Source organism: Paraburkholderia bryophila (assembly GCF_013409255.1).
Classification (GTDB): Bacteria; Pseudomonadota; Gammaproteobacteria; order Burkholderiales; family Burkholderiaceae; genus Paraburkholderia.
Genome location: NZ_JACCAS010000001.1, coordinates 2,953,862 through 2,972,437 on the forward strand (window position 1 = coordinate 2,953,862; position 18,576 = coordinate 2,972,437).

The 18,576-nt window shown below is 61.4% G+C and carries 16 protein-coding genes and 1 tRNA gene; 6 read left to right on the top strand and 11 right to left on the bottom strand.

The genetic code is table 11. The features are described from left to right. Window positions 1-246 precede the first annotated feature (246 nt). Window positions 247-322: transfer RNA gene (locus GGD40_RS13065), tRNA-Arg, on the top strand. A 154-nt stretch (window positions 323-476) separates the two neighbouring features. Here GGD40_RS13065 and GGD40_RS13070 read toward each other — a convergent pair. The 3 genes from GGD40_RS13070 to GGD40_RS13080 all read right to left on the bottom strand — a co-directional run bounded on the left by GGD40_RS13070 (window position 477) and on the right by GGD40_RS13080 (window position 4,566). Continuing rightward, entirely contained in the window at window positions 477-815 is a 339-nt protein-coding gene (locus GGD40_RS13070; protein ID WP_179743947.1) for a hypothetical protein, read from the bottom strand. 197 nt (window positions 816-1,012) lie between these two features. Next, the gene (guaA, locus tag GGD40_RS13075) at window positions 1,013-2,623 is read right to left on the bottom strand and encodes a glutamine-hydrolyzing GMP synthase (RefSeq protein ID WP_179743948.1); all 1,611 of its coding nucleotides are present in this window, start codon (window positions 2,621-2,623) and stop codon (window positions 1,013-1,015) included. Window positions 2,624-3,495: 872 nt separating this feature from the next. Then, the gene (locus GGD40_RS13080) at window positions 3,496-4,566 is read right to left on the bottom strand and encodes an HAD family hydrolase (RefSeq protein WP_179743949.1); all 1,071 of its coding nucleotides are present in this window, start codon (window positions 4,564-4,566) and stop codon (window positions 3,496-3,498) included. A 298-nt stretch (window positions 4,567-4,864) separates the two neighbouring features. Between GGD40_RS13080 and GGD40_RS13085 the strand changes: the two genes are divergently transcribed. Continuing rightward, the gene (locus GGD40_RS13085; protein ID WP_179707722.1) at window positions 4,865-5,593 is read left to right on the top strand and encodes an acetyltransferase; all 729 of its coding nucleotides are present in this window, start codon (window positions 4,865-4,867) and stop codon (window positions 5,591-5,593) included. 83 nt (window positions 5,594-5,676) lie between these two features. Here the strand turns inward: GGD40_RS13085 and GGD40_RS13090 are convergent, their stop codons facing one another. The 6 genes from GGD40_RS13090 to GGD40_RS13115 all read right to left on the bottom strand — a co-directional run bounded on the left by GGD40_RS13090 (window position 5,677) and on the right by GGD40_RS13115 (window position 13,319). Further along, a complete protein-coding gene (locus GGD40_RS13090) occupies window positions 5,677-6,339 on the bottom strand; it encodes an acetyltransferase (protein WP_179743950.1) in 663 nt (220 codons plus the stop codon). Window positions 6,340-6,371: 32 nt separating this feature from the next. After that, complete coding sequence (locus GGD40_RS13095; RefSeq protein WP_179707726.1) at window positions 6,372-7,520, bottom strand: DegT/DnrJ/EryC1/StrS family aminotransferase; 1,149 nt, start codon at window positions 7,518-7,520, stop codon at window positions 6,372-6,374. A 20-nt stretch (window positions 7,521-7,540) separates the two neighbouring features. Next, a complete protein-coding gene (locus tag GGD40_RS13100) occupies window positions 7,541-9,898 on the bottom strand; it encodes a tetratricopeptide repeat protein (RefSeq protein WP_179743951.1) in 2,358 nt (785 codons plus the stop codon). Between the two features lie 279 nt (window positions 9,899-10,177). Further along, window positions 10,178-10,477 (bottom strand): flagellar protein FliT, encoded by a 300-nt coding sequence (locus tag GGD40_RS13105; protein WP_179743952.1) that lies wholly within the window; start codon window positions 10,475-10,477, stop codon window positions 10,178-10,180. A gap of 27 nt (window positions 10,478-10,504) precedes the next feature. Next, window positions 10,505-12,010 (bottom strand): flagellar filament capping protein FliD, encoded by a 1,506-nt coding sequence (gene fliD / locus GGD40_RS13110; protein WP_179707729.1) that lies wholly within the window; start codon window positions 12,008-12,010, stop codon window positions 10,505-10,507. Between the two features lie 160 nt (window positions 12,011-12,170). Beyond that, window positions 12,171-13,319, bottom strand: coding sequence for a flagellin (locus tag GGD40_RS13115; protein ID WP_179707731.1), 1,149 nt, complete (start codon window positions 13,317-13,319; stop codon window positions 12,171-12,173). A gap of 267 nt (window positions 13,320-13,586) precedes the next feature. On the opposite strand from GGD40_RS13115, the gene GGD40_RS13120 reads away from it, so the two are divergent. Next, window positions 13,587-14,528 carry an aldo/keto reductase gene (locus GGD40_RS13120; protein WP_179743953.1) on the top strand — a complete coding sequence of 314 codons (942 nt, stop codon included), beginning with the start codon at window positions 13,587-13,589 and terminating at the stop codon, window positions 14,526-14,528. Window positions 14,529-14,889: 361 nt separating this feature from the next. After that, window positions 14,890-15,102: a 30S ribosomal protein S21 gene (rpsU, locus tag GGD40_RS13125; RefSeq protein ID WP_006050883.1), complete on the top strand. Its 213-nt coding sequence runs from the start codon at window positions 14,890-14,892 to the stop codon at window positions 15,100-15,102. A gap of 108 nt (window positions 15,103-15,210) precedes the next feature. Here the strand turns inward: rpsU and GGD40_RS13130 are convergent, their stop codons facing one another. Further along, window positions 15,211-15,636 carry a hypothetical protein gene (locus GGD40_RS13130; RefSeq protein WP_179707736.1) on the bottom strand — a complete coding sequence of 142 codons (426 nt, stop codon included), beginning with the start codon at window positions 15,634-15,636 and terminating at the stop codon, window positions 15,211-15,213. A gap of 139 nt (window positions 15,637-15,775) precedes the next feature. Further along, window positions 15,776-16,372 carry a DNA-3-methyladenine glycosylase I gene (locus GGD40_RS13135; protein WP_179743954.1) on the bottom strand — a complete coding sequence of 199 codons (597 nt, stop codon included), beginning with the start codon at window positions 16,370-16,372 and terminating at the stop codon, window positions 15,776-15,778. Between the two features lie 140 nt (window positions 16,373-16,512). Here GGD40_RS13135 and GGD40_RS13140 point away from each other — a divergent pair, with 140 nt between their 5' ends. Both GGD40_RS13140 and GGD40_RS13145 read left to right on the top strand, forming a co-directional pair. Beyond that, the gene (locus GGD40_RS13140) at window positions 16,513-17,394 is read left to right on the top strand and encodes a BadF/BadG/BcrA/BcrD ATPase family protein (RefSeq protein ID WP_179707740.1); all 882 of its coding nucleotides are present in this window, start codon (window positions 16,513-16,515) and stop codon (window positions 17,392-17,394) included. A 231-nt stretch (window positions 17,395-17,625) separates the two neighbouring features. Next, window positions 17,626-18,447, top strand: a complete 822-nt coding sequence (locus GGD40_RS13145; RefSeq protein WP_179743955.1) for a Cof-type HAD-IIB family hydrolase — start codon at window positions 17,626-17,628, stop codon at window positions 18,445-18,447. Window positions 18,448-18,576 lie beyond the last annotated feature (129 nt).

Consider the following 18,576-nt stretch of genomic DNA (forward strand, 5'->3'; position numbering starts at 1 on the left):
CGGTACAGCGTGACGGCAACTTCTTGTTCTATATCAGCCAGGGACGATTATAGACGCAAGCTTTCGACGGCGGCGAGGGGCGCGGCGCGGTGTTCAGCAGGCGTTTACCCGCATCGATGAGGGCGAGCCGAGCGCGTCCGACGGGGCTATCGAGGCCGCCCGGTGGACGCTTGGGCCGAAACCGGGTATTCTCTCGGTCTCGCTTTGGCGTCGCTTCCGCTCTGGTTGCCGCGCTTTTGTGTTGAAGCGCCCGTAGCTCAATGGATAGAGTACTGCCCTCCGAAGGCAGGGGTTGCTGGTTCGATCCCAGCCGGGCGCACCAAAATGGCCAATGGAAAAACATTCGGCACAATGTCTTTCGGCATCTTCATTTCCGTTTGAAAAATAGACGGAAATCCAGGTTCGCCTTCTTCCTCCCAGTTGTTCACCCAGTTCCTGCCGTCGCGACGGAGCGGGACGACTCGTCATTCAGGATATCAGCGGCACATCACGGCGGCCTGAATCACCGCGTGAGCCCTATGGTTCCGATAAGCGCAGTACATGAACCAAAGCCCGATGGGCGCCAGGACGAACGAGGCACAGAACAGAATTCCGACAATGACATTGAGGCCGACCGACGATTTGCCATTCACTGCCTGGGTCCTGTTGAAATAGGCCAGGCCGCGAAAGGTCGTCCGGTTGCGACCACCGGCAACAATAATGTCGTCACCGTAGGCGATTGCGATGACATCGGCAAGCATGAGCGTCACCGACACATCATCGAGCTTGAAATCTACGACATAGGAACCCGAAAGTCCGCCTTCCGTTGTATTCAACGTTCGCGTCGTATGGCGGGTGTTTCTTGCTATTCCTGACACTAATCTCATGGGAATTGCGCTCGCTTGTCATTTCGGAAGCAGGAGGCGAATCTGCGCTCGTATCGCTTCCTCCAATCCACTTTTCCGCGACCTTGACGCCAGGATTCGCCCCGCCAACACGCCCGATCCGTGCGCCTCGCCGACGACGCCCAGTCTCACTCCCATTCAATCGTTGCCGGCGGCTTTCCGGAAATATCGTAGACAACGCGATTAATCCCCCGAACCTCATTAATAATGCGATTCGAAACATGCCCGAGCAACTCATGCGGCAGATGCGCCCAATGCGCGGTCATGAAATCCTGAGTCTGCACCGCGCGTAGCGCCACAACATACTCGTAAGTCCGCCCATCTCCCATTACCCCGACGCTTTTCACCGGCAGAAACACCGCAAACGCCTGGCTGGTCAACTCGTACCAGGACTTGCCGGTTTCCTTGTCGATGGTGGTCCGCAGCGTTTCGATCAGGATCGCATCCGCACGACGCAGCAGATCCGCGAAATCACGCCGTACTTCACCCAGAATCCGCACGCCCAGGCCCGGACCTGGGAACGGATGGCGGTACACCATCTCAGCCGGCAACCCGAGCTTCACGCCAAGCTCTCGCACCTCGTCCTTGAACAGCTCACGCAACGGCTCGAGCAGCTTCAGATTGAGCGTCTCCGGTAAGCCACCCACGTTGTGATGGCTCTTGATGGTCTGCGCCGCCTTCTTTCCCTTACCCGCCGATTCGATCACGTCCGGATAGATCGTGCCTTGCGCGAGCCACCGGGCGTCGGTCAGCTTGCCGGCTTCCTGCTGGAACACTTCGACGAATTCCGCACCGATGATCTTGCGCTTTGCTTCCGGATCGGTCACGCCGGCCAGCTTCGACAGGAACGCGCCGCTGGCGTCGACGTGGATCACCTTCACGCCAAGATGATCGGCGAAGGTCGCCATGACCTGTTCGGCTTCGTTCAGACGCAACAGTCCATGGTCGACGAACACGCAAGTCAGTTGATCTCCGATCGCGCGATGCAGCAGCGCCGCCGCTACCGACGAATCCACACCACCCGATAAGGCCAGAATGATCTGCTCGTTGCCGACCTGCTCCCGAATCCTCGCGACGGCTTCGTCAGCGTATTGGCCCATTTCCCAATCAGGGCGAGCACCGCAGATCTTGAGCACGAAGCGCTCGAGGATCGCCGCTCCTTGCGGCGTGTGCGTGACTTCCGGGTGGAACAGCACAGCGAAAAATCGTCGAAGCGTATTTTCCATGCCGGCGATCGGAACCGATGGCGTCGAGCTTGTCGGCACGAACCCCGCCGGCACGGCGGTAATCTTGTCGGCGTGACTCATCCATACGTCAAGCGTTCGGCGTCCATCCGCAGACTGAGCGTCCTGTAGACCATCCAGTAATGCGGAAGGGCCGTCGATGCACACCTGCGCGTGACCGTATTCGCGCAGGTCGCCCGGCTCCACGCGCCCGCCCAGTTGCGCGGCCATGACCTGCATGCCGTAGCAAATCCCCAATACCGGTACGCCGAACTCAAACACGAGCGGGGGCACACGCGGCGTATCGCTGTCTCGAACCGAGTCCGGGCCGCCGGAGAGAATGATGCCTTTGGGATCGAACTCCCTGATGAAATCGTCGCTGACGTCGAACGGATGAACCTCGGCGTAGACGTGGGCCTCGCGCACACGCCGTGCGATGAGCTGCGTCAGTTGGGAACCGAAATCGAGAATGAGGATGCGCTCGCGTAGAGGTGCGTTGGCGGAATCGACGGACATGGGTGGCAATCCTGATAAGGAAAAGGTGCGTTTCACCGACTGACCAAGATCCGCGCAGCCGGCTTCATGTTCATAAGCGGAATTCAGTAAAGCAGACCAAGCATGGTTCCCTTGATGGCTGCAGAGGTTTTGTTGGAGGTGTTGAGCTTCCTCATCGCGTTGTTTCGGGCCCGACAGACCCCCGATACGTTCTTGCGGATTGCTCTTTCACCGGCGAGGCGTCTACGCCCGGCGTCCATGCTCGCAATATATCGATGACCTCCGGATCCTTCGAAATATTGCTGCGGACTCCCTCTGACTTTCACGCGAAGCCCATGTACGCCGAACTGATATTAATCAGTACATCGACGCGGTACTCGCTCACGCCAGCTTGCGTTGGCCAAATGATGCTACCGAAAGTTTATTTAATTTGCCACGGCAAGTTCTATTTCACTTTGTTTAACGTTGCCACTCTAAACGCCCTACCCGTTTTCATCGCGTGCGAATACTTCACGCCACGTCTCACGTGGCGATGCCGTGAACGAGAGCGAGATGGAGCTAGACCCTGCATTTCTCATCGGGGACGAAGATGCTTTGCGCGATCTATACCCTTCAACACGTTTTCCGTATCGAGCAGAGAGGGTCGAATTACGGTGTTCATGAAAGCGAATGCGCAAGACGTGGATAGATCGACTCGCCGCCGCGGCGATCGCAACCCTCGGAATCAGGCTGATACTGACTGCGGCGCGTACCGGTTTGTGAGGTCGTTTGTTGTCGACGCTTGCCTGCAGTCACGCTGACACGGTGACTGTTTCGCCAGGCGCCGGCTAGCACCGCGCGAAGCAGGCGGGAATCGCGAATGCCGCACCTGTGCGGCATTCGCCACTATCGCTCTAGTTCGCGGGCGCAGCCGTCGCCGCCGCCCCACTAGCCGCCGCATCCGCTTTAAAAACCGTCTTCCAGTCTCCCTTCATATCCACAACCAGCCAGCCCTTCGTCCCGGCTTCATCCAAACCCTTATCGAGCTTGCCGCTCTTTGACGTGCGGTCGTACGCATACTCCCGCTCCGCATCCGTGTGATGCACGAGCGCAGCAAGCCGCGGGCCGTCGCCGGCCGAAGTCCATTCGAGCATCGGCACGTCGCCGTCCGAGTTGCCGAACGCGATCACCGGACGCCGCCCGATCACGCGATCAATCGCAAGCGGCTTAGCCGAACCGTCGACCAGATTGTCGACCTGCGCAAGCCGGGTCAGTGAGATTGCGCCGTTGGTCTGCGCGTAGCGGTATTTGACGGTGCTGCCGATTACCTGCTCCGGCGGAATGCCATACACGCGCTGCGCCAGGTCGCGCACGAATTCGACGTCGCTGCCCGTCACCAGATAAGTCTTGAAGCCGTTGGCGCGCAGATAAGCGAGCAATTCGAGCATGGGCTGATACGCCAGGTCCGCGTACAGCCGGTTGAAGCGCGGATCGCTCGCGGAGTCGAACCATTCGTGCACGAGCGCGGCGAACTGATCGCTGGTCATGCCGGCATGAGCCGCGGCCAACACGCGCATCGAACCGGTGTCGCCGCTCGCCGCTATGCTTTTCAGATTTCCTTTGAGAATCGAGCGGAACGGCTCCTGACGCTTCCATTCCGGATGCTTGCCGGCCACCGTCTTCACGCGTTGCAGCGCGAACACCAGTTGCACCGAGGCGGGCTGCTCCGGCCACAGCGTGCCGTCGTTATCGAAGACGGCAATCCGATCCGCACGGGGAACGAAATCCTTGGACTCGGGCGTCGTCACCAGTTGGACGAAATCGACGATCGAGCGTTTGGCCGTGGTGTCGTTCCATGACGCCAGCGACGCCGCCGTCGATGCATCGGCCGGCAATTCACTCACATCATGACGCGGCGTGACGGAGCAAGCGGAGAGAACTACGGCGGCGAGGGCAATGCAGTACCGGTGCATCGTGCGAATCATGAATTCCTCATCGAAAGAGGTGCGGCGAACTGGAAGGGAGCGTCAGTCTAATGGGGCGCGGCCATTGTTGCAGCCCCTATTGTTGCGGCAGACACGATCATGGCCAGATAAACCGATGCGCGCCGCATCGATTCATAAACGCGCGTTATGCGCGGAAGTGGTAGCGATATCGGGCCTTGTTCGACCGAGTGCTTTGTCTCCCTGATCGATATGCTCCCTGGTGAGCCATTGTCGTCGTTACGTCCGCGGGTTGAGAACCGGCCGGCGACGCCAGGCTAACGACCCCTTTCGGAGCACCATGAACGTCACCACATCAGACGACTTTACCGGCGTCCAGGCCGACCACTTCCTGTCGAAAGCCTTCATCGTGCTGGGCTACGCCGACGGAGCGATCTCGACGATCCCGAATAACTTCTTTCGCAACTGGATGGACGAGGAAGCGACAGTGGGCACCTTCGTGATCGGCAAGGGCTCGGGCATTGGCGTCGGCTCGATTGCCAAATACGACGGCGAGTTTCAGAAGCTGGTGATCGGAAAATTCGTCGCCGGCGGTCTGCGACTGAAATTCCTGCTGAATGGGCAGCACGAGATGCGGACCATTTCAACGTCAATGCTGAGCGTATACGGCGGCGGCATGATGAATTCGCCGCCACCTCAGTACGGCGACACGGTGATCCGTAACGACGTGTGGATCGGCGACGAAGCGATGTTTCTTGGCGGCTCCACCGTTGAGAACGGCTGCGTTATCGGCGCAAGAACGCTCGTGCCGGCTAATTTCAAAAGCGAGCCGTACGGTATCTACGTCGGCTCCCCGGCACGCCTCGTCCGGTTCCGCTTCTCCGAGAAAATCCGCGAGATGCTGGTTGAACTGGCCTGGTGGGACATGCCCGGGCTGTGGATCCGCCAACATAACAGTCATTTCCTGACCGACCTGACGGCGGACGAGGGGCAGTCGATCGAAATCCTGACCGAGTTGCAGCGCGTGAAGAAAGAGTGGCTTGAATTGCGGGCCGCGGCGAACGCCTGATTGGTCGGCACGGAGCGGGCCGTCGCCGTCGCCGGCGCGCTCGCTCGTGCTACCGGAGACGCCGCCTTAGCCGGCAAACCCGGCTAGAGGTATTTGTCGCCGGGCTGGCGATCGCGGACCTTCCTGGCCGGCGAGCCGTACGTAATCGAAAACGCTTCCACCGCGCTGAGAACGAGCGACCCCGCGCCCACCACGCTGTGTTCGCCGATCGCAATACCATGACGCAGCACGGCGCCGATGCTCACGGCGGCGTGGCTGCCGATATGACAATTTCCGCCGGTCGTCACGCCCGGCGCGAGGCTCGAAAAATCCTCCATCACGCTATCGTGATCGAGCGAGGCCTGGGTATTGACGATGCAGCCGCGTCCAATGCGACAGGCCGGATTGATCACCGCACCTGCCATGACAACGGTGCCCGCATCGATCGTCGTTTCTTTGCCGATGCTGGCGGACGGATGCACCGCACTGACAAACGGCAATGACGCGCAGACCTCGGCCACTTTGGCCGTCACTTTCGCGCGAACGCTGTTATCGCCGATCGCGACGATGACGCCCTTCAGATCATGTTCAGCGGCAAGCGCCGGGAGATCCGGCTCGCTACCAAGAACGGCATAACCGAGAGTCGTTTCGCCGACCTGCCGAAACGCGTCGATGAGCCCGACGATCCGGTAGCGCGCCTGTTGTTCGACGATGTCGATAACTACTTTGGCATGGCCGGACGACCCCACGAGCACGATGTTTTGCATTGCATCCGTTCCGCTTTGAAGACTCGCCGCTTTCAATTGACGCTGGCGACGATGCTCACAATGCGTTCAACCTGCACCGGGCTCAGATCCGGAAAGATCGGCAGGCACAAGATGCGTTTTGACGCGGCGCTGGCGGTCTTCAGATTGTCGTTATTCGCAGACGGCAGTCCGCGATACATCGGAAATTCGGAAATCAGCGGATAGAAGTAGCGGCGCGCAAAGATGTCGTGTTCCTTCAGTCGCTCGTACAGTGCGTCGCGGCTGATCGGAAAACTGTCTTCGACCTGAACGGGGAAGTACGCGTAGTTCGCGACTTTTTCGCCGGCGTCCTGCAGGCAGCGTATGCCCGGCACGTCGGCCAGCAGCGCGCGGTAATGCGCGTCGATCGCCTTGCGTTTGGCGAGCGCCTTGTCGACGTGTTGCAGTTGCAGAAGCCCGAACGCGGCGTTGATCTCGCTCATCTTGCCGTTGATGCCGGCTGCGACGACCGTCACTTCATCCACGAAACCGAAGTTCTTCAAGTGGTCGATGCGTTGTTTCGTCTTCGCATCCGGACAGATGATCGCGCCGCCTTCGAACGTGTTGAAGACCTTGGTCGCATGAAAACTGACGATCGACAAATCACCGTGTTTGAGCACGCTGCCGTCTTCGGTCTGTACGCCGAACGCATGCGCGGCGTCGTAAATGACCTTGAGGTTGTAGTTGTCGGCAATCTTCTGGATGGCCTTCACGTCGCACGGATGGCCATAGCAGTGCACCGGCATGATCGCGGTCGTTTGCGGCGTAATGGCGGCCTCGATCTTCTGCGGATCGAGATTGAGCGTGTCCGGATCGACGTCCACGAAGACCGGCTTGATGCCGTTCCACAGCAGCGAGTGAGCCGTCGCGGCAAACGAATACGGCGTCGTAATGACTTCGCCGTTGATGCGCAGCGCCTGCAGCGCCGTCACTAGGGCCAGCGTGCCGTTGGTGAAGAGCGCCAGATGCTCGACGCCGAGATACTCGCAGAGCGCCTTTTCGAGTTGCTGGTGAAACGGCCCGCCGTTCGTCAGGATCTTGCTGGTCCAGATTTTTTCGAGGTACGGGAGAAACTCGTCCAGCGGCGGCAGATGCGGCTGGGTTACGTAGATGCGTTCGTCGTCCAGCGACGCGATCGCACGAAGAGGAGCGCTAGAGCCCATAGTTTCCTCGCTGCTGTTTTTTAGTCAGGGTGATGGGCGAGTACGGTTTGCGGCTCGTCCGTGCTGAAGGCGGCCGGAGCGAGACCGTCGCTCCAGCGCTGCCACATCGTGTGAAACGCTCGCGAGAGGCTTTGCGCGACAACCTCCGGCCGGAACGGAGCCGACTGCATGCAGCGCTCGCGCAAGCCCGTGCGAATGCTCGCGAGCGCGGGGATGTCGGAGGTCAGCTTGACGCCCTTGGCGACGAAGTCGTCCGCGTTTTCGGCCGCGAAAGCGTCAAGGCCCGAATGCGACAGCCATGCCGTGGCGGCCCGGCTCGCCATCGTCTTGCCGGCGATCGTCAGCGTGGGCACACCCATCCACAACGAGTTCAGAACCGTCGTCGAACCGGTATAGGGGAACGTGTCGAGACAGATGTCGACCTGGAAGTGTTGCTGCAGGTAGACCTCGACGCGCGAGCGCGGACGGAACGTCAGACGGTCTCGCGAAATGCCTTCGTTGACGAACCAGCTAATGAGGTTTTCGTCACCTTCGTCGCCGTTCATCGAACCGAGCACCATGCGCGACGTGGGCAGCTCGCGAAGCAATCGCGCCCACACGGCGATCACGTCGGGACGCAACTTGTTCAGCCGGTTGAAACTGCCGAACGTGATGTAGCCGTTATGCATTGCCGGCAGGATGTTGACCGGCGGCGCATTCCTGTCCGGCAGGAACGGTCCGATGGAAGCCAGATGGACGAGCTTCTCGGAGAACTGCTTCTCCATCTCGCCGAACGGCGTAAAGAAGCGGTCGCTGAGGTAGTAGTCCATCGCGTCGAGACCGGTCGTTGCCGGATAGCCGATCCAGCTCACCTGAATTGGCGCGGGCTTGCGCGCGAACGCCTGCAGCCGGTTGCGGCCGGTGTGCCCGCTCAGGTCGATCAGAATATCGATCTTGTCGGCGCGAACCTTGTCGATGAATTGCTCGTCCGAGATGCCGGCCGTGCGGGTCCACTGGTCGACCTGGGTCGTCAACCAGTGCGTGTAATCATCGTCGTGCACGTGGTTGTAGTAGACATGGAGCGACAGGCTCTTGTCTTTCGCGAGCGGCTCGATGATCGGCATCAGGTACGACGCGACGGCGTGACGGAACAAGTCGCCGGAAACGATACCCACTTTCAGCGGGCGGCCGGGTGAACGGCTATTCGCGTGACGCACCTTCTGCAAGCGCAGCGAGGCTTCATGAATCCGCGCAAATTCGCGATGCTCGGCGTAGATCTGCTCGGGTGAGATTTGCGGATTGTGCGCGATGCTGAAGAGCAGGTTACTGCGCGTCGGCGAATTCTTCGGATCGAGCTCGAGCGCGCGGCGAAAGCATTGCTCGGCCTCATCCGTGGCGCCGATATCGAGCAGCACCACGCCCAGCGTGCTATGGGACTCCGCGTAGTCGGGCGTCAGCTCGGTGGCGCGACGGCATTCCGCGACCCCTTCGCGAGCGCGGCCGAGGCCGGAGAGCACCATGCCGAGAATGCGATGGCCTTCCGAATGGTCCGGATGCAGCTCGAGCAGTTTTCTGCACTCGACTTCCGCTTCGACATGCATGCCCAACAGGCGCAGCAAATCGGCCAGTGCCTTACGCACTTCGGAATCGTCGCTGCCAAATGCGACGGCGTTTTTCAACGGCTGGAGCGAGTCGGCGTAGCGGCCGGCCCGATGAAGCGCGATACCGAGGCAGCGCCAGGCGAGGCCGTTCGACGGACACCGCTCCGTCATGCTGCGGGCGAGCTTGATGGCGTCCGGAATGTGCCCCTTGCCGAAGAGCGTGTTGAAGCGGGTGATTTCTTGCGGGGCGGGGCGGCGCGTATCGAGTGTTGCCGGTGCGGCGTCGGTGGTGTCGGTTGCGTTCCGGTTCGTCGAAACGACCTCCGCTACCGCGGGTTCCGGCGAGACGACGACCGGTGCGACCGCAGCGGTCGCGTAGCCGGCGCCGCCGTGCGCCATGCGCGTGATCAGTCCGTCGACGGCGGGTCCCTTCAAGCCCCTTTGCTGCCCCATTTCCAGCGCCATCCAGGCCGCCTGAATCTGGTCCGCATCGATCAAGGCGCTGATGTAGGCCACCCAGAACTGGCCGTTGTTCGGCGCACCGCCGAGCGCGGCTTCCAGGTGCGGCAGGGCGTCGGCGGGACGGTTGCGCTGCACGTACAGCACGCCGAGGTTGTATTGCACGTCGACGTGGCCGGGCATGGCGTCGAGGATCGCGTTGTACAGCGCCTCGGCGTCGTCGAACTCAGCCTTGTGGTGATGCGCCAGCGCGGTCTGCAAAACCAGAGCGATGTCTTGCTCGAGCTGTTGCTCGGGCGTCAAAGGTTCAGCGGTCGGCTGGTCGTGAAGGAGAGTCATGGTCTCAGCGCGGAATGGTCTATGACGGAAATTGTGCGACGGGGACGGGGTTTCCGATGCGCGGAGATGACGGTAAAAACGCCGCTTGTTTAGCGTATGGACGGGTGGGTGCGGGCGCCGAATACAAGAAAAAAGCCCGCACGAGGCGGGCTGAGGGAACGAGCGCGTCTCACTTCGACGCGTAGTTCTTATTATTGGGTTGTACGCGGAAACCGGATGCCGGCGTCCGCTTGCCTCGCGGCAGCGCGGCGGCGCTTTCAGGTTCCGCGCTAAGTCGGTTTACATGCGTGCCATGCGCTGGTACTCGCCGGCTGCCTTGGCGCGTCCCATGGCCGCTTCGAACTCGATATGCAGTTCGTTTTGCGTCGTTTCGGCTTCCACGAGCAGCGCCGCGTCCATGGCCTGGATCTGGCGAATCTTCTCCAGCGCGGCCGGTTCCTGCTCCGCCACCAGCGACATCAGCAGCGGCGAGCGCGCTTCGGTCAGGCGGGCCGCTTCCGGCCAGTCGGCCAGCGACGCCGCCTGGGCGATTTCCCGCGTCATTGCCAGCAGGCGTTCTACTAATTCCGTCTGGTTCATGTTGAGCGCCTCCGTCAGGCTCGCCGATTACGTGTTGTTGGCGCTGGCCAGTGCACCGGCGCTGTTGGCGCCGCCGAACAGCGCGGTCAGGTATTGCGAATTGCTGTTGGCACTCGCCATCAAGGTGTTCAGCGCCGTGAACTGCGCCTGATACTGGCTCGTCAATTGCGCCGTGTAGTCGGCGAGCGCGCTTTGCTGCGTGGCGACGCTCTTCAGATCGGTGTTCAGCCCGGTGTTCTGGGTATCGATGATGCCGCCGGTCTGCGTGAACGTCGTGATGTCGTTGTTCAACTGCGCGGCGATGCCGGTGGTCGAGTTGAACAGCGAGGCGACCGTTGCCGGGTTGGCCGTCAGCGCGGTGGTCAGTGTCGGGCTGTCGACCACCAGGGTGCCGTCCGCCGGATCGTCTTTCAACGTGATACCGATCGACGCCAGCGTCGTGCCGGTGCTGCCCGAGCCAACGGCGCCGCCGACCACCGACGCCAGTGCGTTCTGGATGGTCAACAGCGTCGAGTCGCCCAGCAGCGGGCCTTGCGACGATGACGACGAGTTATACGAGGTGAGCGTGGCCATCGTCGTGACGACGGTGTTGTACAGGCTCACGAAGGTGTTGATCGCGCTGCTTTCCGCCGTCGTGTCCGACGTGACGTTCAGCGTCTGCGACGTGGTGACTGCCGCCGCCGACAGATTCAGCGTGACGCCCGAAATGGCGCTCGTTACCGAGTTGCTTGCGCTGGTCGCGGCGATGCCGTTGATCGAGAACTCCGCGTCCTGCGCGAAGGTGCTTTGCGACCAGGCGTTGCTCGTATTCGCCGAGGTAATGGTCGACTGACCGCCCGTCGTGCTGGCCGTCGACGTCACGCCGAGGCTCGACAGGCCGTTGTCGCTCGTGACGTTGGTCGTCACGTTGATCACGTTGGCCGCGCCGCTGTTCGCCGAGCGCAGCACGAGGTGAGCGCCGTCCGTGCCGGTCACGACGGTAGCCGTCACGCCGGGGTTGCCGCTGGCGCCGTTGATCGCGGCCGCAATGCCGGACAGCGTGTTGTTGGTGCTGTCGATGTTGACATTCACCGTCTGGCTGCCGAGCCCGATCGTCAACGTGCCGGTGCCGAGTTGCGTGGTCGCGCCGAACGCCGCCGACGACAACGCCTGCGAACCGGCAATCTGCTGCACGGCGACCGTATAGCTGCCGGCCACGGCGCCCTTGCCGGCCGTCGCGGCGAGGCCGGTGCCGGTGGCGGTGGCGGTGAACGTGGACAACGTCGAACCGCTCGCCAGACCGGCGATACCGGATTGCAGTGCGCTCAGCGCGGCGCTCAGTGCGCCGTACGCGGAAAGTTTGGTGTTGTCGCTGGTTTGTTGCGCACTCAGCGCCGCGGCTTGTCCCGCGGTTTTGGCATTCACGAGCGCCGTGACGAGCGACGACACGTCCATCGACGAATTGCCTGTCGAGCCGCTGATGATCGACTGAGCGGCCGACTGCAGCGCAGCGTTGGCGCTCGCTGTAGAAGACGTGGTTGAGATCGAGGACATGCAGAGGCTCCAGGCGTCTAGGAATCTGAAATTGGGTAGTGCGGGATGCTACAGCATCGTGTCTTGCAAATGCACATCGGGAGGCTTGCCTCCCGTTGCTTGAAACCTGGCTGCGCGCCGTCGCTAGATAGCCTGGCGCGCAGCCAGTACTACGCCACTCTTATTGCAGGAGCTTCAGAACTTGCTGCGGGTTCGAGTTAGCTTGCGCCAACACCGAGATACCCGCTTGTTGCAGCACTTGCGCCTTGCTCAGGTTCGCCGTTTCTTGTGCGAAGTTGGCGTCCGTGATTTGCGACTGTGCCGACGACAGATCGGTCGACTCAGCTTGCTGCGACGTGGCGATTGCCGTGAAACGGTTCTGCGCGGCGCCCAGCGATGCTTGCAGGTTGTTGACCGTTTGCAGAGCGTTGTCGATGGAGACCATCGCTTCGTTCGCGCCCGTCACCGTGCTGATGTTCAGGTTCGAGACCGTCGGCGGGCTGTTGATCGCGTTGATCTGCGCCACTGCCGAAGCTTGCGCTGCGGAACCCGCGCCTGCCGTCGTCGTTGCTGCGGCCTGGAGTGCCAGAGCCGTACCTTGCGTACCCGTACCCGCCGTTGCGCCTGCGCCGAACACTGCAGCTGCGACCGTTGCGGCGATTGCCTGGTTGTTCTGGTCGGTGAAGGTATAGCCGCCCTTGCCGTCCGACAACACGTTGATTGCCGTGATTGCCGGGCTCGCTGCCGACGTGTACGTACCCGTTGCGTCGACGCTGACTGCCACCGTGCCGACGGTTTGACCCGTTTGCACCAGGCCGCCACCGATCTTCGCTGCCGACATCGACTGGCTCAGGTTCAGACTGATGGTCTGGCCAACGTTCGCGCCGACCTGGAACGTCACGTTACCTGCCGAGCCGTCCAGAATGTTCGTGCCGTTGTACGTCGTTTGCGACGCGATACGGTTTACTTCCGAGATCTGTGCCGAAACTTCCTGTTGCAGTGCGGCCTGGTCGCTCGACGACAGCGTGCCGGTCGATGCTTGCACAGCCAGCTGACGAATACGTTGCAGGCTGGACGTCAGCGACGACAGTGCGCTCGATGCCGTTTGAATCATCGACACGCCGTCGTTGGCGTTCGACACGCCTTGATTCAGACCGTTGATCTGCGTTTGCATACGCGTCGAGATCGCCAGACCTGCTGCGTCGTCGGCCGCGCTGTTGATGCGCTTGCCCGAAGACAGACGCGTGATGGCTTGCGAGAGGGCGCTTTGCGAGCCATTAAGGTTTTGCTGTGCAACCAGCGAGTTGATGTTGCTATTGATTCCGAGCATGAAAATCTCCTAAATAAGCCTTGAGCCCAATACGCCACGTTGGCATCGGCGGAAGCACTCGTTCATTGCTGGCCGCCTCAGTGAAGGTTGACGGCGCTCCTAAAAAAAACTTGAGGCACTTTGTTCAAGGTCTTCCCAATTGTTTTGTCGCCGCGACGCCGTGCCGCATCGCTGTGAGCCGCATGCTGGCTTGCTTGACGGGCTCACTGCAGGGATCGGAAAGGCGGCGTATTCTCGTTTTATCTTGTAACAAATTCGGGAGAAATCATGCAGAAACGAAAGATTGGGCGCTCCGAATTACAGGTCGCTCCGCTTATGTTTGGTGGCAATGTTTTCGGCTGGACCGCGGATGAATCGACCTCGTTTTCCATTCTGGATGCGTTCGTCGACGCCGGTCTCGACTTCATCGATACCGCCGACGTCTACTCGGCCTGGGTGCCGGGCAACCAGGGCGGCGAGTCGGAAACCATCATCGGGAAATGGTTCCGGCAGAGCGGCAAGCGCGACCAGATTGTGCTGGCGACCAAGGTTTCGAAGCATCCGCAGCGCCTGGGGTTGTCGGCGGCCAACATTCAGGCGGCGGTCGAAGATTCCCTGCGACGCCTGCAAACAGATTACATCGACATTTATTTTTCCCACGACGACGACACGGCCACGCCGCTTGCTGAAACGCTCGGCGCTTATCAAAAATTGATCGAAGCCGGCAAGGTGCGGGTGATCGGCGCTTCGAACTATGGCGGCGCGCGGATCGAAGAGGCGCTGGCGGTGTCCCGTCAGCATGGACTGCCCGAATATCAGCTATTGCAGCCGGAGTACAACCTGTATGATCGCGCCGCTTATGAACGTGACATCGAACCGGTGGCGCTCGCCAATCAGCTCGGCGTGGTGGTGTACTACAGCCTTGCGAGCGGCTTTCTGTCCGGTAAGTACCGCTCGTCGGCGGATCTGGCGAACAAGGTGCGCGGCGGCCGCGTCGAAAAGTATCTGAACGAACGCGGCTTGCGGATTCTGGGCGCGCTCGACCGGGTCGCCGACCAGCACGGCAGCACACCGGCCACCGTCGCGTTAGCCTGGCTAATCGCACGACCCAGCGTGACAGCGCCGATTGCCAGCGCGACCTCGGTGGAGCAGCTCAAAAGCCTCGCGGCGGCCGTCCATCTGATGCTGACGGGCGCCGATATCCGCGAGCTGGACGAGGCGAGTGCCTGACGCGCGGATGGCCTGGCGCGATCGCTAAACCCCTGGTAGGATGGAGAGTTTCCTGATATCATCGGGAGTGAATTGAGATCTTTGCCTGTTCCGTCAATGTTTTCCGTTGATGAAAGGTTGGCGAAACGGCAACAGACGCGACTTTCTGCATACGTCTGTCCGCGTTCGGCGGTGAACTCCCCACCTCTCTTTTCCGGCCTCCGCGGCCGCTTTGCCTCCGTTTCATTCGTGGTTTGGCCGGGTTCTGCCCGCGTTTGCCTGTTACTGGCCATGAATTGAAACGACCGGAGGGCCGGCGCGTGAGCGGTTTCCCGCCACGCAACGCAATTAACCCGTATCAAGTGATTGAGTTAGGAATTACATGACGACGATTCTTCTGAAGGAAAACGAGCCGTTCGAAGTGGCGATTCGCCGCTTTCGTCGCGCAATCGAAAAGAATGGCCTGATCGCTGAACTGCGTGAGCGCCAATCGTACGAAAAGCCGACTACGGCACGTAAGCGCAAGAAGGCTGCTGCTGTGAAGCGCCTGCACAAGCGCCTGCGCAGCCAGATGCTGCCGAAAAAGCTGCACTAAGCACGCTTTTTTAGCACGGCCGAGCGGCGGTGTGAGCTTCGAAAGAAGCCACATCGCCGTTTTGCTTTTGGGGCATCTGAAAGCCTTTGGGGCGGTGGTTTGGGGGGATTAAGCGGCGCTTTTCAGCCGCTCGGCTGACAGGCTGAATTGGACGGCGATCGAACTTAGTCGCTCGTGCCATTCCCAGGTGCCGAACACGTCGTGGACGTTTTGCAGGCAACTGAGCAGGTCGATGGTGATCGGGTCGTAGACGTTGAGACGCGCGCGCAGCAGCGCCTTCTTCAGCGCCGACACGCCCACATCCATGTAAGCGGGCACCTGCACGGGCGTCTTGCCGATGTAGCGCACGGGAATGCCCTCCATCGCGCTCATGTAGTCGAGCGGCTTGATGAAGCTGCCGACCGGGCAGCCACCGCAATAACCGCGGTAGGCGCCCCCGCCGCGCGGCAACAGCGCGGCGCGTTTCTGGCCGAGCAGATGACTCACGGCCTGGTCGAAAATCTCCTGATGCGTCAGGAAGCTAAGCGTTTTCATGGTTGGTCTCCCACGCGCTACGCAGCGGTTATTCGTTCTTAGTGCGCATGACGATCAGTATCAGGCGCGCACCGATTAACGAAGCCCCGACTAGCGCAGCGAAAGACCCTCAATTCGCGGGTTTGGCGCGCGGGCCGTGTCAACCCGCCTTGCGGTTGCGCCCCTTCTTGCCAAGCGCCACGCATCGCGCCCGACACATGCAACTCGTCTCGTGGTCGTTCACCATGCCGACCGCCTGCATGAACGCATAGCAGATCGTCGATCCGACAAACTTGCAGCCGTAGCGTTTAAGCGCCTTGCTGAGCGCATCCGAAACTTCAGTCGACGCCGGTGCCTGCTTATACGAAGCCCAATCGTTCTGGATCGGCGTCTGGTCGACGAACGACCACACGAAGTTTGCCAGCGAGCCGTGCTCGCTCTGAATCTGCTGCACGGCGCGCGCATTGGTGATCGCCGCTTCGATCTTGCCGCGATGGCGCACGATGCTTTCGTCCGTGACCAGCGCCTCCACGTGTTTCGGCGTAAAGCGGGCAACCTTGTCGATATCGAAGTCGACGAACGCGCGGCGGTAGCCGGCCCGTTTGTTGAGAATCGTCGACCACGACAGACCTGCCTGCGCGCCTTCCAGCACCAGCATCTCGAACAGATGCTGGTCGTCGCGCGAGGGCACGCCCCATTCGGTGTCGTGATAGTGTGCGAGCGATTCGCTCGACGCCCAGTTGCATCGCTGTGTCACGGTCGTGCTCCTGCGTTGTCATGTCGCCCGCCAGCATAGCCGAAGCCGCATGCAGCGCAAGCTGGCCATTCGGCCGATTGCGGGATTGAATCGGACCTGCCACGCTACCCGTTATTCACCTTCTGAACTCTTTCAATTCGATGAACCAAGACCTCTTTCTGATAGGCGTTGACGGTGGCGGTAGCGGCACGCGAGTGGTGCTCGGCGACGCGCAGGGCCGCGAGCTGGCACAGGCGGCGAGCGGGCCGTCGGGTTTGGGGCTGGGCGTCGAGCGCGCGTGGCAATCTATCGCGGCCGGCTGCGCTGACGCATTCGCGAGCGCCGGGGTCGCGCTCGACTGGTCGCGCTGCGTGTTGGGTTGTGGTCTGGCAGGGGTCAACAATCGCGAATGGCTCGCCGCGTTTCGCGCGCAGGCGCCCGCTGTCGCGGGGCTCGCGGTGGAAAGCGACGCCTACACCACCTTACTCGGCGCGCACGGCGGTGCGCAGGGTGTGATCGTCGCGTTGGGCACCGGCAGCGTGGCGGCGGCGCTCGACGGCGACGGCGAATGCCGCATCATCGGTGGCTTCGGCTATCCGTCGGGCGACGAAGCGAGCGGTGCGTGGCTCGGCCTGCGCGCCATCGTGCATGCGCAACAATCGCTCGACGGGCGCGCACCCCGCGACGATCTCGCGCAAGCGCTGCTCGCCCACACCGGCGCGTACGACCGCGACAGCCTGGTCGTCTGGCTTTGCGAGGCCAATCAGACCGCTTATGCGAGGCTCGCGCCGATCGTCATCGCGCATCGTACGCATCCGTTTGCCGCGCGTCTGCTTGGCGAGGCCGGTGAGGAAGTGGGCAAGATGATCGCCGCGCTGGATCCTTCGGCGAGCTTGCCGGCCGCCTTGTGCGGCGGTCTTGGCGCGCCTTTGCGCGAGCATGTGCCGCAGGCTCACCGGTCAAGGTTGCGCGAACCGCTGGCTGACTCAGCGCATGGTGGATTGCAACTGGCTCAGCGCGAAGCCCAGCGCATGGCGGGTTGAGTTCGCAGGTTAAGCTCGCCGGCTGAGTTCGCCGGCTGAGTTCACCGGTTAAGTTCACCGGCTGAATGCACCGGCTGAATGCACCGGCTGAATGCACCGGCTGAATGCACCGCTGAGTTTTCGCGGCTAAGTTCGCCTGCTGATTTTCACCGGCCGCGATGAAGACCGCAGCCGCGACTTCGTCAGGCAACGGTAAAATACGCGCTTCGACGCTGCCCGGTTGCTCATACCATGTACAAAGTCATTGCCACGGATCTCGACGGCACGCTGCTCAACGCGGATCATCAGGTGGACCCGTTCACGGTCGCCACCGTGCGCAAGCTGGAAAGCGACGGGCTGCACTTCGTTATTGCAACGGGCCGGCACCATTGCGACGTCGCGGGCATTCGCGACGTGCTGGGCATCAGCCCGTATCTGATTACCTCGAACGGCGCGCGCATTCATGCGCCGGACAACACCGTGATCCACGCCGACGACCTGCCGCCGGCAATCGTGCAACGCCTGGTGCAGCCGGAAATCGTCGGCGAGCATGGCCGCGTCATCGTCAACCTGTTCGCCGATCAGGCGTGGTTGATCGACCGCGATGCACCGGATCTGTTGAAATTCCATCAGGATTCCGGCTTCACCTACGAGGTGACCGATCTGCCGAAACACGACGGCGCCGACATCGCGAAGGTTCTCTACATCGGCGACCCTGCCGATCTGGCGCAAGTCGCAACGAACCTCGCGCGCGAATTCGGCGACGCGTTGTATGTCACGTATTCGCTGCCGGACTGTCTGGAGGTGATGACATCGAACGTATCGAAGGGGCGTGCGTTGCAGATCGTGCTCGGGCGCCTCGGCGTGAATGCCGCGCAGTGCGTGGCGTTCGGCGACAACATGAACGACATCGATCTGCTGGAGACGGCAGGTCATCCGTTCATGATGAACAACGCCAACCCGGATCTCATCACGCGTCTGCCGAACGTGCCGCGTATCGGCAACAATTTTGAGGCGGGCGTTGCGCACCATCTGCGCAAGCTTTTCTCGCTCAACGACGAGTTGATGTCGTGAGCTGAAATGAAACCGGCCCGGTTCCATTTTCATGGAAGCGGGCCGGTTTTCTGTGTGAGCCGTTCGAAAACCCGGGCAGCGCACTGCTCAATCATTCGGCGGCATCGCAGAGCGCGCTACGCGCCGAAC

Bases quoted from the DNA above. Each gene is read 5' to 3' on its own strand.
- guaA (WP_179743948.1), bottom strand. From the start codon at position 2,623: ATGTCCGTCGATTCCGCCAACGCACCTCTACGCGAGCGCATCCTCATT.
- GGD40_RS13080 (WP_179743949.1), bottom strand. From the start codon at position 4,566: ATGATTCGCACGATGCACCGGTACTGCATTGCCCTCGCCGCCGTAGTT.
- GGD40_RS13085 (WP_179707722.1), top strand. From the start codon at position 4,865: ATGAACGTCACCACATCAGACGACTTTACCGGCGTCCAGGCCGACCAC.
- GGD40_RS13090 (WP_179743950.1), bottom strand. From the start codon at position 6,339: ATGCAAAACATCGTGCTCGTGGGGTCGTCCGGCCATGCCAAAGTAGTT.
- GGD40_RS13095 (WP_179707726.1), bottom strand. From the start codon at position 7,520: ATGGGCTCTAGCGCTCCTCTTCGTGCGATCGCGTCGCTGGACGACGAA.
- GGD40_RS13100 (WP_179743951.1), bottom strand. From the start codon at position 9,898: ATGACTCTCCTTCACGACCAGCCGACCGCTGAACCTTTGACGCCCGAG.
- GGD40_RS13105 (WP_179743952.1), bottom strand. From the start codon at position 10,477: ATGAACCAGACGGAATTAGTAGAACGCCTGCTGGCAATGACGCGGGAA.
- fliD (WP_179707729.1), bottom strand. From the start codon at position 12,010: ATGTCCTCGATCTCAACCACGTCTTCTACAGCGAGCGCCAACGCTGCG.
- GGD40_RS13115 (WP_179707731.1), bottom strand. From the start codon at position 13,319: ATGCTCGGAATCAATAGCAACATCAACTCGCTGGTTGCACAGCAAAAC.
- GGD40_RS13120 (WP_179743953.1), top strand. From the start codon at position 13,587: ATGCAGAAACGAAAGATTGGGCGCTCCGAATTACAGGTCGCTCCGCTT.
- rpsU (WP_006050883.1), top strand. From the start codon at position 14,890: ATGACGACGATTCTTCTGAAGGAAAACGAGCCGTTCGAAGTGGCGATT.
- GGD40_RS13130 (WP_179707736.1), bottom strand. From the start codon at position 15,636: ATGAAAACGCTTAGCTTCCTGACGCATCAGGAGATTTTCGACCAGGCC.
- GGD40_RS13140 (WP_179707740.1), top strand. From the start codon at position 16,513: ATGAACCAAGACCTCTTTCTGATAGGCGTTGACGGTGGCGGTAGCGGC.
- GGD40_RS13145 (WP_179743955.1), top strand. From the start codon at position 17,626: ATGTACAAAGTCATTGCCACGGATCTCGACGGCACGCTGCTCAACGCG.